This window comes from Chromobacterium sp. Rain0013, from assembly GCF_015291765.1.
GTDB classification, from domain to species: domain Bacteria; phylum Pseudomonadota; class Gammaproteobacteria; order Burkholderiales; family Chromobacteriaceae; genus Chromobacterium; species Chromobacterium haemolyticum.
The window spans coordinates 3,775,422-3,791,032 of sequence record NZ_CP031514.1; the positions used below are offsets into that span (position 1 = coordinate 3,775,422).

A 15,611-nucleotide genomic window follows, 5' to 3' on the forward strand; every position below is an offset into this window, starting at 1 on the left:
TCAGAAATCCTTGGCCAGCCGCAGAGCGTCGTAGAGCGCGCCGTGGATGTTGTGCATGGAGACGCAGTCGCCTACGCGGAACAGCAGGAATTCCCTGGCCGCGAGCGGCCAGTCCAGACAGGGCTGCGGCTCGGCGGCGAACAACGCCCGCACATCGGCCTGACCGCGGTTTCGCGACAAGGGCTTCAGTTGCCCGTACAGGGCGTCGTCCGGCAGAACGCCGTTGTCTATCACCACCTGGTCCACCGCCCGCTCTTCCAGCGCTTCGGTGTACTCGTTGCGCAGCACGGCGATTTTCTTGTCGCCTTCGGCGTACACCCCCTCCAGCCAGACATTGGGGGTGGGGATGATGCCTTGGGCGTACAGGCGGCGGTAGAAGATGGGGAAGGTGGTGCCGCCGGTGTCGTCGCCCACCTTCACGTCCGGCGTGGCGATTTCCACCGAGCTGCCGCGGCTGGCCAAATAGTCGGCGACGCCGAAGCCGGCGTGGGTGCCCAGCGCGTCGTAAACCAGCACATTGCGAGCCGGCTCCACCTGGCCGGACAAGATATCCCAGCTGCCGACGGCCAGCCCCTCCGCCACGCCCCAGGCCGGCATCTGGCCGGTATGCGGCCGGCCGCCGGTGGCCAGTACCACGATATCCGGCCGTTCGTCCATGATCATGGAGCGGTCCGCTGTCGTGCTCAGCCGGCGGTCCACGCCCAGGCGCTGAGTTTCCATGTCCAGCCAGCGCACGATGCCGGCCATTTGTTCGCGCTGCGGCGCGCGCGCCGCCAGCAGGATCTGACCGCCCACCTGCGGCTGCCTCTCGAACAGCACCACCTCGTGGCCGCGCTCGCGCGCCACCCGCGCCGCCTCCAGCCCGGCCGGCCCCGCGCCCACCACCACTACCCGGCGCTGCCGCGCCGCCCGCGAGATAAGATGGGGCATGGTGGACTCGCGGCTGGTGGCGGCGTTCTGGATGCACAGCACATCCTGGCCGTAGTACTGGCGGTCTATGCAGTAATTGGCGCCCACGCACTGGCGGATCTGGTCTTCCTTGCCGTCGCGGATCTTGATCACCAAATACGGGTCGGCCATGTGGGCGCGGGTCATGCCCACCATGTCCACCATGCCGGCGGCCAGGATGCGCTCCGCCTGCACTGGGTCGCGTATGCTCTGCGCGTGCATCACCGGCACCTTGGACACCGATTTGATGCCGGCGGCCAGATGCACGAAAGGCTCGGGCGGCAGCGCCATCGGCGGCATGCAGTTGGCCAGGCTGTTGTGGGTGTCCGCGCCGGAGCCTATCACCGACAGATAGTCGATCAGCCCGGTTTCGGACATGGCGGCGGCAATCTCCTTGAGCATGTCGTGACTAAGGCCGTCTTCGTGGAATTCGTCGCCGCTCATGCGCAGACCGACGCAGAAGTCCGCACCCACCTCGGCGCGCACCGCTTGCAGCACCTCCATGCCGAAGCGCAGCCGGTTTTCCAGGCTGCCGCCCCATTCGTCGTCGCGCTGATTGGTGCGCGGGCTCCAGAACTGGTCGATCAAGTGCTGGTGGGCGGCGGCGATCTCGATGCCGTCCAGGCCGGCGGCCTTGACCCGCCGCGCCGCCAGCGCGAAGTCCGCGATCACGCGACGAATGTCCTCCACCTCCATGATCTTGGCGTTGCCGCGGTGCACCGGCTCGCGCACGCCGGAGGGGCTGAGCAGATGCGGCCAGTGCTCGCCCTGGAAGCTGGAGCGCCGCCCCATGTGGGTAGCCTGGATCATGATCTTGGCGCCGTGGCGGTGCATGGCTTCCGCCAGCCGCGCCAGCGGTTCTATCACCGCATCGCTGGTCAGGTTCACCGATTTCCACCAGCCCTGCGGGCTGTCGATGGACACCGGACTGGAGCCGCCGCAAATCGCCAGCGCCAAACCGCCCTTGGCTTTTTCTTCGTAGTAGCGGATGTAGCGCTCGCCCGGCAGGCCGCCGGCTTCGGCGTAGACCTCGGCGTGAGCGGTGCTCACGATGCGGTTACGCAAGGTCAGCCGGTTCAGGGTGATGGGTTCGAACAAATGCGGGTAAGACATGGCCGGCTCCTGGTTACAAAGGGTGGACCGAAAACGCGCAATACGGCGCGCCCTGCCCAGCGCACTGGCTTTCGCGGCTGACGGTGCGGTAGTCGCGCCCCAGGCTTTCCCCCACCCAGTCCATCGCTCCGGCGAACCAGCCGGCGAAGAGATAGCAGGCCATGTGCTCGCTTTGCGGCGCGCCGGCCTCGCCCTGGGCCAGCACGAAGCAGGAGTGGTCCAGCCGGATGTGGGCATTGCCGCGGGCAACATCCGCCTCCAAAAAGCGGAAGCGGCCCCAGCCGCGCAAAGACAGCCGGCTCAGATAGTGCTCGAACACCGCCAGACCGGTCAGGCCGTGGGTGGCCGCTTCGCTGGCGCACCAGTAGTGGGCGGAACGATGTCCGGCCTGGTAGAGCGCGTCCGCGTACGGGTAACGGCCCAGCGCGGCCTCCATGGCCAGGTGGTTGTTGATGAAGAAATGACGCGGCACGTACAACATGGGCAGGCCATTGGTGCGCCAGACGCCGCTGTCGGGGTCCACATCGATGGGAAGTTGCGGTTGCATGCCGTTCTCCTGGAAACCTGTTCAAAACCTGCTACGGTTCGGCGATACGGCGTTGGAAACGACTTCGAAACGCTGATATACCAAACATATATCTCGCTTTCTCAGTGGTTTGCGCCTTGTCTCGCTCTTGCCCGCGAGACTTTGAACAGGCTCCGAGCAAGCCGGGCACAGCCCGCCATTGCCGGCATGTTGCCGCAGGTCATCCCAAGCCGGCGCCCTCGGCGCGACCGGTTTTTGCCCATTGCCGACACCACGCGGCGCGGTCGCAAAAAAGGCGGACCGCGGTCCGCCAAGGCGAGGAAGAACAGTGAACACACGATGACTCAGGGCGCCCACTCCGCCACCCGCTCCGGATGGGCCCGAATCCAGGACGCCGCCGCGGCGGCGGGCTTGGCGCCGGTCTCCACCTCCAGCATCAGCGGGCCGATCTCCTCCGGCCGCCAGCGAAAGCGCTGCAGGAAGGCCAGCACCCGCGGCGCCTTGGCGCTCAGGCCGGGATGGGCCACATTGTTGACGTGTTCGGCCTCTCCAAACACTTTTTGCGGATCGTCGAGAAAGCGCAGCTTCCATTTGGCGAATATCCAGTGCGGTACCCAGCCGGTCACCACGATGGGCTTGCGCGCGCTGATGGCGCGCGCCAGCTCCGCCGTCATGCCCGGCCCGGAACTGGGCATCAGCGCAAAATTCAGCCGGTAGGCCTTGATCGCCGCCTCGGCCTTTTGCATGACTCCGGCGCCGGCGTCTATGCCGACGATGCGCCCCTGGTACGCCGCGCGGGCGGCGTTGAGATCGCCGATGGAGCGGGCGTCGACATAGTCCGGCACGACCAGGCCAATGCGCGCGTCGACGTAATTAGGCCCCAAGTCCAGTACCTTGTCCTTGAACTGCCGGTAATACGCGCCCTGCGTCACCGGCAACCAGGCCGACAACGTGGCGTCCAGATCTCCGCGCGCCACGCCCTGCCACATGATGCCGGCGGCTACCGGCATCAGTTCCACCGGGTGGCCCAGCCGACCGCGAATAATCTGGGCAGCCACTTGGGTGGTGACCACGCTGTCCGCCCAGCCTTCGACATAGCCGATCTTGATCGCTGGTTTGCCGGGCGTGGCCTCGACCGCCTGGGCCGGCGCACACAAGAGCAGCAGTAGGATGCAGCACCATTGCCTCAACATATTTGTTTCCTCCCTTAGAACCTGTTCACGATCTGCTGCGCGTTGTGGGGCCTTACACGGTGAGTACACCTTCGAAATGCTCATGTACCAGGTGTACATTCCGCTTTGTCAGCCGTTTTCGCCTTGTCTCGCCTTAGACCCGCTAACAAAACCCCTGATCCTGCGTTGCGCCTCCTTGCCGTACTGCTTTGTACTGCCTGCGTCGGCGCGCCTTGGCTCAGGTGCGCTGCGCGGTTTTGTTAGCGGCTCTTAGCTCGCGAGATCGTAAATACCCGGTCAAAATCCGTTGCGCTTCGGCGATGCCGCCTGAGGCCGGCGTGAGAATGCCCATGCGCCCCATTCGGCGTCTTCAAGCGCTCATTGAATCTGCTCCGGCCTCACCACCAGCCAGTTGCGGTCCGCCGTTGCCGGCTGGCCCAACTTGCGCTGCTGCTTGGCCGCTTCGCGGCTCCAGTTCCGGATCTGATCCCAATAACCCGCTTTGCGGTCAACCCAGAGCCGCAAGCCGCCCTTGGCCGTATCCGTGCTGTTCAGCAGCATGTAGCCATCGGACTGCGGCGTGTCGCCAGCCACCAGCACCGGCTTGCGCCATTGGTCTATCCAGCCCAGGATGGTCCCGGCCTTGCCCTCGTACCAGGTCATCGGGTTCATCAGATAAGGGGTCAGTTCCAGGTCCAAATTGCGTTCCGGCTCATAGCCGCCGCGCTTGATCTGCAAACGCGAGGTGGTGAGCGCGCCGCTGCTTCGGTCCTTCAGCAACAGGTTGACGCCCAACACGTTCTGCGGCGGCACCTGGTAGCCATAACGCGGGTCGCTGGCCACCATGCGCACCAGTTCTTCGCTGGCCGCGGTCATCACGTAGACCGCGATGCCGTTCTCCTGCAGCTTGGTGTAAAGCTCGACCATGCCGGTGAACACGCGCGGCGCCTGCACGCTTCCCTCCACCACCTTGCCCTGATGGAAATACCTGACGGGCACCGGGGAGCCGCTGGCCATCAGGGCGTCCACCTGCGTCTTGAGTTGGCGCAGCGTCAGCCCGGAAAACACTTGCGCGGCCCAGGGGTAGCAGATCAATTCGTCGATTTCGCACAGCCGCAAATAGTAGCTGTACAGGCTTTCCAGCCGGCCCGGCTCGTCGCGGAAGGGGATCAGCTTCAACGACGGGTCCAGCCGCTCTCGGCTCAGCAAGCCCTTGGCCTCCATATAAGGCAGCAGCGCTTCTTCCAGATCGTAGCGGTAGCTGGTGTTGTCCATATCGAACACCGCGTATTCGCCCTTATGAGCATTGGCCTTGATCATGGAGTTCAGCCGCTCCGCGATTTTGGGCGGCCAATGCTTCAGCTCTGTCTCCGCCGCGGCCGGCCTGGCCCAAAACACGAGCGACAACAACAACGTCGCCAACACTTTAAGTTGCTTCATAAACCCTCCTGAATGCGCTTTAGAACCTGTTTACGATCTGCTGCGCTGCGGAGATAGGGCCTTGAAAACCCCTTCGAAAGGGTCATGTACCCTGAGTACATCCTTCCGCTTTCTCAGCCTTTTTCGCCTTGTCTCGCCCTTGCTCGCGAGAGCATAAACAGGTTCTAAGCCCCCCATACCTCGCCGAACACCCTCAACCAGTTCTCCCCCAGCACTTTGCGAATCTTGCTCTCGGACCAGCCGGCTCTCTGCATCGCCGCTGTCAGATTAGGCGTTTCACCTATGGTGCGAATGCCTTCCGGGTTGAGGATGGTGCCGAAATCGGTCAGTCGGCGATACCGGCCTTTGTCGTGGGTGATCCAGTCGAAAAAAGCCTGATCGTAGCCCTGGGTGAAGTCGGTGCCGTAACCGACGCAGTCTTCGCCCACCCGCGCGATCACGTAATCCATCGCTTCCACATAGTCGTCCACGGTGGCGGCGATGCCACGGCGCAGGAAGGGAGGAAACATGGTGACGCCGATGAAGCCGCCGTGATCGGCGATGAAGCGCAGTTCCTCGTCGCTCTTGTTGCGCGGATGCGGCTTGAGGCCGGAGGGCAGGCAATGGGAATAGCAGACCGGCTTTTTCGATTCCAGAATGGCCTCGCGCGAGGTGAGACCGCCCACGTGGGACAGGTCCACCATGATGCCGACGCGGTTCATTTCCGCAATGACTTCGCGGCCGAAGCCGGACAAGCCGCCATCGCGCTCGTAACAGCCGGTACCGATCAGGTTTTGCGTGTTGTAGCACAGTTGCACCACGCGCACGCCCATATCGGCGAAGGCTTCGATAGACTCCAGCCTGTCTTCGAAGGCATGGGCATTCTGAAAGCCCAGGATGACGCCGGTGCGCCCCTCCGCCTTGGCGCGACGGATATCCTCGACGCCGCGCACCAAGGTCAAGAGATCGCCGTGCTCACGGATCAACCCTTTCATTTCGGCGATATTGTTCACGGTGTCCTGAAAGCCCTCCCACACCGACACGGTGCAATTGGCGGCGCTCAAGCCGCCACGACGCATGTCCTCGAATACCGGCCGCCCCCATTTGGCGATGATCAGCCCGTCTATCACCAACGCGTCTGTGTGCAAATCCATTGCAATCTCCTTCCAGCTTGTCCGCGCCTCTGTCCAACCATTCCGCTGCAGTGCAGCAGGCCGTAAACAGGTTTTTAAGAACTCTCGGTCAGGACAGCCGCCGGCGCTGGCCGCGCCAATCCCCCCCACAGCGGATGGCCGGCGTCGTCTTCCGGCAACTCGCATACCGCGAAGCCGTAAGGCCTGGACGCTCGCCGCAGCAGCAGCCAGACGTAGTCGGCAAAGCTGCGGCGGCACACCACGAACACTCCGTCACCGTCTAGGCGCAGCACCTGAACCGCCGCTTTGCCCAGCAGGGTGCAGACGCCCTGGCCGGGACGCAGCGCCTCGAAATCGTAGCCCCCCAGATGGCGCAACACGGCCAGATGCGGTTCACCGCACAGGTAAATGGCGGTGAAGCCGCCGCTGACATCCAGCGCCTGGGCGAACAGGCGCTGCTCGGCGTAGCCCCGCTCCAGCGCAGGCAGCCAGGCGGCCAGCCGCTGGCGGCGGCTGATCAGCAGCCATTCGTCCGGCGACAGCCACAGCAGCGCGCCGCCCTCCCCCTGGCTCAAGGCCTTGGGCCTCCGCGGCGGCTCCAGCCCAGTGACACGCGCCGTCAGCTCGAAAAAACCGGTCTCGGCGCCGTCACCGCGCAGCACCGCATAGCCCAGATTAGGCGCTTCATTGCCCCAAACGCGGCCGTCGGCGCGGCGCGCCTCGGCCGCTTCCTGCAAATCCAGATGCCGCAAGGGCGATTCCAGCACAGGCTTGAACGCGGATTCAGACATGCTGACGTTCTCCTTCCTTGTCGACGAAGACCGCGGACGCCACCCGCGCCGGCACGCTGCGGCCCCGCCACCAGACTTGCACGGTGTCGCCCTCCCGCCGGCTGCCATCCTTCAACACAGCCATGGCGATGGAACGGCCCAGGCATTCGCTGTGGTAGCTGGAGGTGACATGGCCCTGCATCGCCGCCGGCGCGGCGTCGTTGAGGTCGTTGAGAATTTGCGCGCCTTCCGGCAACACCAGCCGCGGATCCTCCGTCAGCAAGCCTACCAACTGCTTGCGGCCTGCGGCGGCGGTATCGGCGCGCAGCAAGGAGCGGCGGCCGAGGAAGCTGAACGGCTTTTTCATCCCCACCGCCCAGCCCATGGCCAAATCGTTGGGGCTCATCGAGCCGTCGCTGTCCTGACCGACGATGATGAAACCCTTTTCCGCGCGCAAGACGTGCATGGCCTCGGTACCGTAGGGCGTGATGCCGAACTCGGCTCCAGCCCGCATCGCCTCCTCCCACAGATAACGGCCGTAGCCGGCGTCCACATTGATCTCGTAAGCCAGTTCGCCGGAGAAGCTGATGCGGAACACCCGAGCCGGCACGCCGGCCACCGTGCCGATGCGGCCCTCCATGAAAGGAAAAGCCTGCGCGGACAGATCTATGTCCGTACACAGCTTGCGCAACACCTCCCGGCTTTGCGGCCCCACCAGCGCCGTGGTGGCCCAATGATCGGTGATGGAACTGAACCTCACCTTGAGCTCTGGCCATTCGGTCTGGTGCCAGCGCTCCAGCCAGCTGTACACCCGAGCCGCGCCCCCGGTGGTGGTGGTCATGTGGAAATGGTCGTCCGCCAGGCAGGCGGTGACGCCGTCGTCCATCACCATGCCGTTTTCGTCCAGCATCAGGCCGTAGCGGCATTTGCCCGGCTCCAGCTTGCTCCAGGCGTTGCTGTAGACGCGGCCCAGAAACTCCCGCGCGTCCGGGCCGCGCACATCGATCTTGCCCAGGGTGGAAGCGTCCATCACCGCCACCCCCTGGCGAGCGGCACGGCATTCGCGGCGCACCGCCGCGTGCAGGTCCTCGCCCGGCCGCGGAAAATACCAGGGCCGCAGCCACTGCCCCACCAGCTCGTACTCGGCGCCGCGCGCCGTATGGCTGTCGTGCATGGCGGTGTAGCGACGCGGGTCAAAGGTCTCTCCGGCATTGGCTCCCGCCAGCGCGCCGAAGCTGACCGGGGTGTAGGCTGGCCGATACGTGGTGGTGCCCACCTCGGCGATAGGCTTGCCCAGCGCCTCGGCGGCGATGGCGAAGCCGTTGACGTTGGACAACTTGCCTTGATCGGTGCCGAAGCCCAGCGCGGTGTAGCGCTTGACATGCTCGATGGAGCGGTAGTTTTCGCGCACCGCCAGATGGATGTCGGCGGCGGCCACGTCGTTCTGAAAGTCGACGAAAGCCTTGGCGCCGACGCCTTCGTGCCGTCCGTCCGGCAGACGGAAGATTTCGCGCGGCGCGGCCACGTCCTCCGGCTCTACTCGCGGCGCGGCACCCAGGCCGACCGGGCTTCCCGAGCCAAGCAGCCCCAACATGGCGGCATGGCACTGGGCCAGAGCTTCGTCCAACTCCCAGCGCCCGGTGACCGCGCCCACGCAGACGACGCCGGGCCGGCCCTCGTCCGGGCAGACGAAGGACAAACGGTCCGGGCGCCACAGCGGACGGCCGCCGTTGTGGCAGAACAGATGCACACTGGCGCTGAGGCCGCCGGAAGAAAGCACGCCGTCCGCCTCCAGCCGCGGCCCCTTGCCGGCCACGCTCCGGCCATCCGCGCCCAGCTTCACCAGTTCCACGCCGCTGACGCCGGCGCCGCCGTTCACCCTGGCGATACCGTAGCCGGCCAGCAGTTCCACGCCGGCATTCTGCGCGGCGCGGCTGCGCCATGCCGCCGCGCCGCCTGGACGGGCGTCGGCCAGCGTCACCGCCACGCCGGACAAGGCCAGCTCCAACGCCGCGTCGTAGGCTGCGTCGTTCTGGGTCTGCAACAGCAGCCGACGCCCCACCGCCACGCCGTAACGGTTCAAATAAGTATGGCCGGCGGCGGCGGTCATCACTCCAGGCAGATCGTTGTTGCCGAACACCAGCGGCCGTTCGATGGCGCCGCTGGCCAAGACCAGTTGGCCCGCGCGTATCTTGTGCAGACGCTGGCGCGGCTGGGCCGGATTGCGCTCGGATGGCGTCAGGTGGTCCTGCAACAGCTCCACCGCCAAGGCCAGATTGCCCTCATGCAAAGCGAACACGGTGGCGCGCGGCAAGAGCTGGACATTGGGCAGCGCAGCCAGCTCCTGCAAGCGCTGGCGCGTCCAATCCATCGTCTCCAGGCCATCAATGCGCAGCCGGCGCTCGCTCAGCAGCCAGCCGCCCATTTCCGCCTGTTCGTCCAGCAGCAGCGTTTTCAGGCCAGCGCGCCCCGCCAGCGTGGCCGCCCACAAGCCAGCCGCGCCGCCGCCCACCACCAGCAAGTCCACATGATGGTGCAGATGATCGTAATGCTCCGGGTCCGGCAGCCGCGGCGCTTCGCCGTAACCGGCGGCTTCGCGGATGCGCCGCTCGTAAAACGGCCAGGCCCGCGCCGGCTGCATGAAGGTCTTGTAATAAAAGCCCGCCGGCATGAAACGCTCCAAGCGGCCCAGCGCGCCCTTGAGCCTCATGCCCCAAGACCCGTCCCCCAAGCCGCTAAAGGCCTGCAAGCCTTGGTACAGCTCCACCTGAGTGGCTTTGAGATCCGGCGTGGTCAAAGCGCCGGTTTCCAGCTGGATCAAAGCGTTGGGCTCTTCCGCGCCGAAGCCTACGATGCCGCGCGGCCGGCCGTACTTGAAGCTGCGGCCTAGAAGGCGTAGGCCGTTGGCCAGCAGCGCCGAGGCCAAGGTGTCGCCGGCGAAGCCGTGATAGGCCGCGCGGTCGAAGGAGAAAGCCAGCGGTCGATTGCGATCGATGCGCTCGCCGGTGCGGTGGATGCGATAGCCGCTCACGCCTGATCCTCCTGCAAATAGCGGGCCTTGCCCTCGGCCAGCGTCCAGCTGCCGGCGATCTCGTAGCTGACGGTGTGACGCCGGACGGCGAACACCTTGCGGCAGCCGGCGGCGTGCTGCCATTGTTCCCAATGCCAGCCGCGCGGGTTCTTGCGGCCAAATAGATAATCGCCCCAGGCCTCGTCGTCCACCTGCTCCGGCGCCGCCGGACGGACGATGAAGGCTTCCCCGGCGTAGGCGAACTCCTCCTCCTCCCGCGCCTCCCCGCAATGCGGGCAATGAATCAACAGCATCGGCGTCTCCCTCAATGCGCCACGGCGGCGGCGCCGTGTTCGTCTATCAAGCGGCCGGAAGCGAAGCGCTCCAGCGAAAAAGCCGCGTTCAGCGGATGCGGCTGGTCATGAGCGATGGTGTGGGCGAACACATGGCCGGAACCCGGCGTGGCCTTGAAGCCGCCGGTGCCCCAGCCGCAGTTGAAATACAAGCCCTGGATCCGGGTCTTACCGATGATGGGACAGGCGTCCGGCGACACGTCGACGATGCCGCCCCACTGACGGTTCATCCGCAGCCGCGAGAAGGATGGAAACAACTCGACGATGGCCGCCGCCGTGTGCTCGATCACATGCGGGCTGCCGCGCTGGCCGTAACCCAGATAGCTGTCGATGCCGGCGCCAATCACCAGTTCGCCCTTGTCCGACTGGCTGATGTAGCCGTGCACCGCGCCGGACATCACCACCGTGTCCAGGCAGGGTTTCAGCGATTCGGACACAAAAGCCTGCAAGGGGTGGCTTTCCAGCGGCAGGCGCAAACCGGCCATCCGCGCCAGCACGGCGCTGTTGCCGGCGGCCACGCAGCCCACCTTGTCGGCGCGGATCTCGCCGCGCCCGGTTTGAACCCCTCGCACCCGGCCGCCCTCGATCAACAAGCCGGTGACCTCGCACTCCTCGATGATGTCCACGCCCAACTCGCTGGCGGCGCGGGCGAAGCCCCAGGCCACCGCGTCGTGGCGCGCCACCCCGCCTCGCGGTTGATAGCTGGCGCCCAGAATCGGATAGCGGACGTCGCCGCCGATGGCAATCAAGGGCACCCGCTCCTTGATCTCCCGCGGGGTCAGTACCTCGGCGTCCACGCCGTTGAGCAGATTGGCGTTGACCCGGCGCTCGATGTCGCGCATGTCCTGCAGGCTGTGGCCCAGGTTCATTACCCCGCGCTGGCTGAACATCACGTTGAAGTTCAGCTCCTGGGACAGGCCCTCCCACAGCTTGAGCGCGTGCTCGTACAGCCGCGAAGATTCGTCCCACAGATAGTTGGAGCGGATGATGGTGGTGTTGCGCGCGGTGTTGCCGCCGCCCAGATACCCTTTTTCCAACACCGCCACCTTGCGGACGCCATACATGCGGGCCAGGTAATAGGCGGTGGCCAGGCCGTGGCCGCCGCCGCCGACGATGATGACGTCGTAGCTGGTTTCCGGCTGAGGGCTGCGCCAGGCCGGCTGCCAGCCCTGGTGATGCCCGAGCCCTTGCCGGATCAGGCTCCACAGCGAATATCGGTTTGCCATCTGCGCTCCCGCCGCCGGGCCGCCATGGGCCCGCGCCGCTGCTGTCGAGGTTGAGGAAGGCCTCATTCTCAGGGCGACGCCGACGGTGCGTTTGGCTGGAAAGGACGGTCTCTTGCCCGCACGCGACACGGCAATGTCCAAAATCCACGCAAAGCGGACGCATGGCGAACAGCGTGCGCGCGGGACACGGCCTAGATTGGCACATGCCGCCCAACAACCCAGGACACGCCAATGACCTCAGACGCCCCCTCCTACGTGCTCAGCTTTGCCTGTCGCAGCGCCTCCGGCCAGGTGGCCGGCTTCTCCACCTTGCTGGAGCAGCAAGGCTGCTATATCGATGAACTGGCCGTGTTCGACGACGCCCGCAGCCGGCGTTTCTTTGTGCGCTGCGTATTCCACCCGGAGCGGCCGGACTTCTCCCCGGCGCGGCTGGCCGACGGCATGGCGCGAATGGGCGGCCACTATCAAGACCTGCAATGGCGGCTGCACGACCGGAGCCAACGCGCGCGGGTGCTGATCATGGTGTCCAAACTGGATCACTGCCTGAACGATTTGCTCTATCGCCAAAAAATGGGGGATCTGGACATGACAGTGGTCGCCGTGGTCTCCAATCACCGCGACCTCGCTCCGATTGCCGAGGCTTACGGCCTGCCCTTCCACCATCTGCCGCTCACCCCGGACAACAAGCCACGCCAGGAAGCGGCGCTGCTGTCACTCATCGACGACAGCCAAGCGGAGCTGCTGGTGCTGGCCCGCTACATGCAGGTGCTTTCCAGCGCCACCGCCGCCCGGCTGGCCGGCCGCGCCATCAATATCCATCACTCTTTCCTGCCCGGCTTCAAGGGCGCTCGGCCCTATCAGCAGGCACACGAACGCGGCGTCAAATTGATAGGCGCCACCGCCCACTACATCACCGACGACCTGGACGAAGGCCCGATCATCGAACAGGTGGTGGAACGGGTAGACCATGCCTACAGCCCGGAGCAATTGCAGACCGTCGGCCGGGACATGGAATGCCAGGCGCTTGCGCGTGCGGTGCGCAGCCACCTGGAGCAACGCGTCTTCATCGTAGAGCGACGCACTGTGGTGTTGCGCTGACAGTTGGGTGCCTAATAGGAACTTTGTCTATTGCAACGCAACAAAAGGAGGGTACAGTAGCCAGTTATCCGTCATACCAACCAAGAGGTGCCGTATGTGGTCGCAAACAGCCGTCTGGTCCAAGCTCTTCTCCTCCAACCCGGTCGCCGACTACTGGCGCGACGCCTGCGAGCGCAGCATCCTCTACTGGGACGTGCTGCATGACCGCGGCGCGGACTACCTGCGGCACGTGCAAAGCGGCAAACCGCCGGTGTTGGTGTTCGACTACAAGATCATTCTGGACGGCCGCGGCCTGCCGGACCCGGCCAACTACGCGCTGGCCGCCATCCTGCCGCCGGCCGGCTGCCCGGCCACCAATCCGGCGCTGCGCCCCTTTGTGGTGATTGACCCGCGCGCCGGTCACGGTCCCGGCATCGGCGGCTTCAAAATGGACAGCGAGATCGGCATTGCGCTGCAGCAGGGCCACCCCTGCTACTTCATCATGTTCTTCCCGCAACCGGTGCCCAGCCAGACCATAGAAAGCGTCAGCCGCGCCGAATACGTCTTCCTCAGCAAAGTCAACGAACTTCACCCGGACAGCGACGGCAAACCCTTCGTCATCGGCAACTGCCAGGGCGGCTGGGCGCTGGCCATGCTCGCTTCCGTGGCGCCGGAACTGTTCGGCCCCATCCTGCTGGCCGGCACCCCGCTGTCCTACTGGGCCGGCGTCACCGGCAAAAACCCGATGCGCTACTCCGGCGGCATGATGGGCGGCACTTGGACCGCCTCGCTGGCCGGCGACCTGGGCAACGGCAAGTTCGACGGCGCCCATCTGGTCAACAACTTTGAAAAGCTGGACCCAGCCAACACCCTATGGAAGAAGCCCTACAACCTGTACGCCAAGGTGGACACCGAGCGCGAACGCTTTCTGGGCTTTGAACGCTGGTGGGGCGGCCACTACCTGCTGAACAAGCAGGAAATGGAATGGATCTCCCAGCAGCTGTTCGTGGGCAACCACCTGGTGGAGGGCAAGATCGTCAGCAGCGACCAGCACCGCGTGGATATGCGCAACATCCGCTCCCCCATCATCGTGTTCGCCTCATGGGGCGACAACATCACCCCGCCGCAACAGGCGCTGAACTGGATACCCGACCTGTACGAGAACGCGGAAGACATCCGCGACAACGAACAAACCATCATCTACTGCCTGCACAACAAAGTGGGCCACCTCGGCATCTTCGTCTCCGCCGGCATCGCCAACCGCGAACACAGCGAATTCGCCAGCGCGCTGGACCTGATCGACGTGCTGGCCCCCGGCCTGTACGAAGCCATCATCGAAGACGTGGCCCCCGGCACCCCCGGTCAGGAATACATCAAAGGCCGCTACATCATCCGTTTTGAAGCGCGCGAAGTGGCCGACATCCTGGCCCTGGACGACGGCCGCGAAGACGAGCAAGCCTTTGAAGTGGTGCGCCGCGTCTCCGAGATCAACCAAGGCATTTACAACCGCTTCATCTCCCCCGTGCTCCAGGCCGTCAGCAGCGAAGCCAGCGCCCAATGCCAGCGCCAGCTCAACCCGGCTCGGCTGGAACGCACGCTGATCTCCCCGCTCAACCCCTGGCTCAGCTGGCTCAAGCCCGCCGCCGAATACGTGCGCGCCCATCGCCACCCCGTGAGCGTGGACAACCCGCTGTGGCGGCTGCAAGAACAATGGTCCGGCTGGATGGCGCAAAGCCTTGACCGCTACCGCGACCTGCGCGACGCCGCCACCGAACACTGCTTCAAAGCCGTGTACGAATCCCCGTGGCTGGCCTCCATCGTGGGCGTCCAGCCGGCCCGCGAAGCCCGCGCCGCCCGCTGCGACAGCTGGGAGAAACGGGAACGGCTGCAACTCAAGCGCCAAACGCTGGACCCCGCCTACGAAACCGGCACCCTGGCCGACGGCTTCGTGCGCTTGCTCACCTACGTGGCGATCGGCCGCGGCATCATAGACGAGCGCCCGTTCAACGCCATCCGCCGCATCATGCGCGACATCCGCCACGAATACCCGCTGACCCTGATGCAGCTGAAAGAAATCGCCCGCAAGCAAGTCTTCCTGGTGCGGTTGGACGAAGCCCGCGCGCTGGCCGGCCTGCCCAAGCTGCTGCCGGAAGAGCACCGCCGCCGCCAAGCCTGGCAACTGGCGCACGAACTGCTGGCGCTCAGCGGCGACATCGCTCCGGAACAACAACAGCGGCTGGACCAAGTGGCCCACGCGCTGCAACTGGACACCCGCTCGCCGGCGGCCCCGGCCATCCTTCCGCCCACCGAGCCAATAGCGGCAACCGCAGCCGCTCCCACTCCGGCCCCCGCCGTCAAGGCCAGCGCGCCGGCCAGGAAAGCAACCGCGCCGCGCAAACCGGCCGCCAAAGCCCCGGCCAAAGCAGGGGCTGCCGACAAACCCAGCGCCGCCACAACCGCCAGCAACACGCCGGTTGCGGCCAAGCCGGCTTCAGGCAAGCCCACGGCGGCCAAAACCGCCAAAGCGTCTGTCGCCAAGTCCGCAGCCAAACCAGCGACCGCCGACAAGCCCAGCGCCGCCGCCAAAACCGCCAGCAGCACGCCGGTTGCGGCCAAGCCCGCCTCAAGCAAGCCCACGGCGGCCAAAACCGCTAAAGCGCCTGCCGCCAAGGCGTCCGCTGCCAAAGCCCCGGCCACGCGCAAACCCTCCGCCGGCAACGGCGCGGCCAAGCCCAAGACGCCTAGCAACTAAGAGCCTGTTCACGGTCTCGTGAGCAAGAGCGAGACAAGGCGAAAACGAGCGAAAAAGCGGAATGCACGAGTGGTACATGAGCATTTTGAGCTTGTACTCACCGTGCAACGCT

General features: G+C 65.4%; 11 protein-coding genes. 2 read left to right on the top strand and 9 right to left on the bottom strand.

What is annotated here, in order from left to right:
* The 9 genes from DXT74_RS17350 to DXT74_RS17390 all read right to left on the bottom strand — a co-directional run bounded on the left by DXT74_RS17350 (position 1) and on the right by DXT74_RS17390 (position 11,670).
* The gene (locus DXT74_RS17350) at positions 1–2,061 is read right to left on the bottom strand and encodes an NADH:flavin oxidoreductase (protein ID WP_194426573.1); all 2,061 of its coding nucleotides are present in this window, start codon (positions 2,059–2,061) and stop codon (positions 1–3) included.
* 13 nt (positions 2,062–2,074) lie between these two features.
* A complete protein-coding gene (locus DXT74_RS17355; RefSeq protein WP_081556351.1) occupies positions 2,075–2,608 on the bottom strand; it encodes a DUF5943 domain-containing protein in 534 nt (177 codons plus the stop codon).
* Between the two features lie 323 nt (positions 2,609–2,931).
* Positions 2,932–3,780 carry a glycine betaine ABC transporter substrate-binding protein gene (locus DXT74_RS17360; protein WP_194426574.1) on the bottom strand — a complete coding sequence of 283 codons (849 nt, stop codon included), beginning with the start codon at positions 3,778–3,780 and terminating at the stop codon, positions 2,932–2,934.
* 357 nt (positions 3,781–4,137) lie between these two features.
* Positions 4,138–5,199: a haloacid dehalogenase-like hydrolase gene (locus DXT74_RS17365; RefSeq protein WP_194426575.1), complete on the bottom strand. Its 1,062-nt coding sequence runs from the start codon at positions 5,197–5,199 to the stop codon at positions 4,138–4,140.
* Between the two features lie 164 nt (positions 5,200–5,363).
* A complete protein-coding gene (locus tag DXT74_RS17370; RefSeq protein WP_194426576.1) occupies positions 5,364–6,332 on the bottom strand; it encodes a dipeptidase in 969 nt (322 codons plus the stop codon).
* A 74-nt stretch (positions 6,333–6,406) separates the two neighbouring features.
* The gene (locus DXT74_RS17375; protein ID WP_194426577.1) at positions 6,407–7,102 is read right to left on the bottom strand and encodes a sarcosine oxidase subunit gamma; all 696 of its coding nucleotides are present in this window, start codon (positions 7,100–7,102) and stop codon (positions 6,407–6,409) included.
* Complete coding sequence (locus DXT74_RS17380) at positions 7,095–10,112, bottom strand: sarcosine oxidase subunit alpha family protein (protein ID WP_194426578.1); 3,018 nt, start codon at positions 10,110–10,112, stop codon at positions 7,095–7,097. Before DXT74_RS17380 ends, DXT74_RS17375 begins: the two co-directional genes overlap by 8 nt.
* Positions 10,109–10,405, bottom strand: coding sequence for a sarcosine oxidase subunit delta (locus DXT74_RS17385; protein ID WP_081556345.1), 297 nt, complete (start codon positions 10,403–10,405; stop codon positions 10,109–10,111). The genes DXT74_RS17380 and DXT74_RS17385 overlap by 4 nt, the downstream gene beginning before the upstream one ends.
* 11 nt (positions 10,406–10,416) lie before the next feature.
* Positions 10,417–11,670 (bottom strand): sarcosine oxidase subunit beta family protein, encoded by a 1,254-nt coding sequence (locus DXT74_RS17390; protein ID WP_194426579.1) that lies wholly within the window; start codon positions 11,668–11,670, stop codon positions 10,417–10,419.
* Positions 11,671–11,901: 231 nt separating this feature from the next.
* Between DXT74_RS17390 and purU the strand changes: the two genes are divergently transcribed.
* Positions 11,902–12,768, top strand: coding sequence for a formyltetrahydrofolate deformylase (purU, locus tag DXT74_RS17395; RefSeq protein ID WP_194426580.1), 867 nt, complete (start codon positions 11,902–11,904; stop codon positions 12,766–12,768).
* A gap of 94 nt (positions 12,769–12,862) precedes the next feature.
* The gene (locus tag DXT74_RS17400; RefSeq protein ID WP_196783782.1) at positions 12,863–15,499 is read left to right on the top strand and encodes a DUF3141 domain-containing protein; all 2,637 of its coding nucleotides are present in this window, start codon (positions 12,863–12,865) and stop codon (positions 15,497–15,499) included.
* Positions 15,500–15,611: the final 112 nt, after the last annotated feature.

Excerpts from the sequence above, each read along its gene's own strand:
- DXT74_RS17350 (WP_194426573.1), bottom strand. The coding sequence starts at position 2,061 with ATGTCTTACCCGCATTTGTTCGAACCCATCACCCTGAACCGGCTGACC.
- DXT74_RS17355 (WP_081556351.1), bottom strand. The coding sequence starts at position 2,608 with ATGCAACCGCAACTTCCCATCGATGTGGACCCCGACAGCGGCGTCTGG.
- DXT74_RS17360 (WP_194426574.1), bottom strand. The coding sequence starts at position 3,780 with ATGTTGAGGCAATGGTGCTGCATCCTACTGCTGCTCTTGTGTGCGCCG.
- DXT74_RS17365 (WP_194426575.1), bottom strand. The coding sequence starts at position 5,199 with ATGAAGCAACTTAAAGTGTTGGCGACGTTGTTGTTGTCGCTCGTGTTT.
- DXT74_RS17370 (WP_194426576.1), bottom strand. The coding sequence starts at position 6,332 with ATGGATTTGCACACAGACGCGTTGGTGATAGACGGGCTGATCATCGCC.
- DXT74_RS17375 (WP_194426577.1), bottom strand. The coding sequence starts at position 7,102 with ATGTCTGAATCCGCGTTCAAGCCTGTGCTGGAATCGCCCTTGCGGCAT.
- DXT74_RS17385 (WP_081556345.1), bottom strand. The coding sequence starts at position 10,405 with ATGCTGTTGATTCATTGCCCGCATTGCGGGGAGGCGCGGGAGGAGGAG.
- DXT74_RS17390 (WP_194426579.1), bottom strand. The coding sequence starts at position 11,670 with ATGGCAAACCGATATTCGCTGTGGAGCCTGATCCGGCAAGGGCTCGGG.
- purU (WP_194426580.1), top strand. The coding sequence starts at position 11,902 with ATGACCTCAGACGCCCCCTCCTACGTGCTCAGCTTTGCCTGTCGCAGC.
- DXT74_RS17400 (WP_196783782.1), top strand. The coding sequence starts at position 12,863 with ATGTGGTCGCAAACAGCCGTCTGGTCCAAGCTCTTCTCCTCCAACCCG.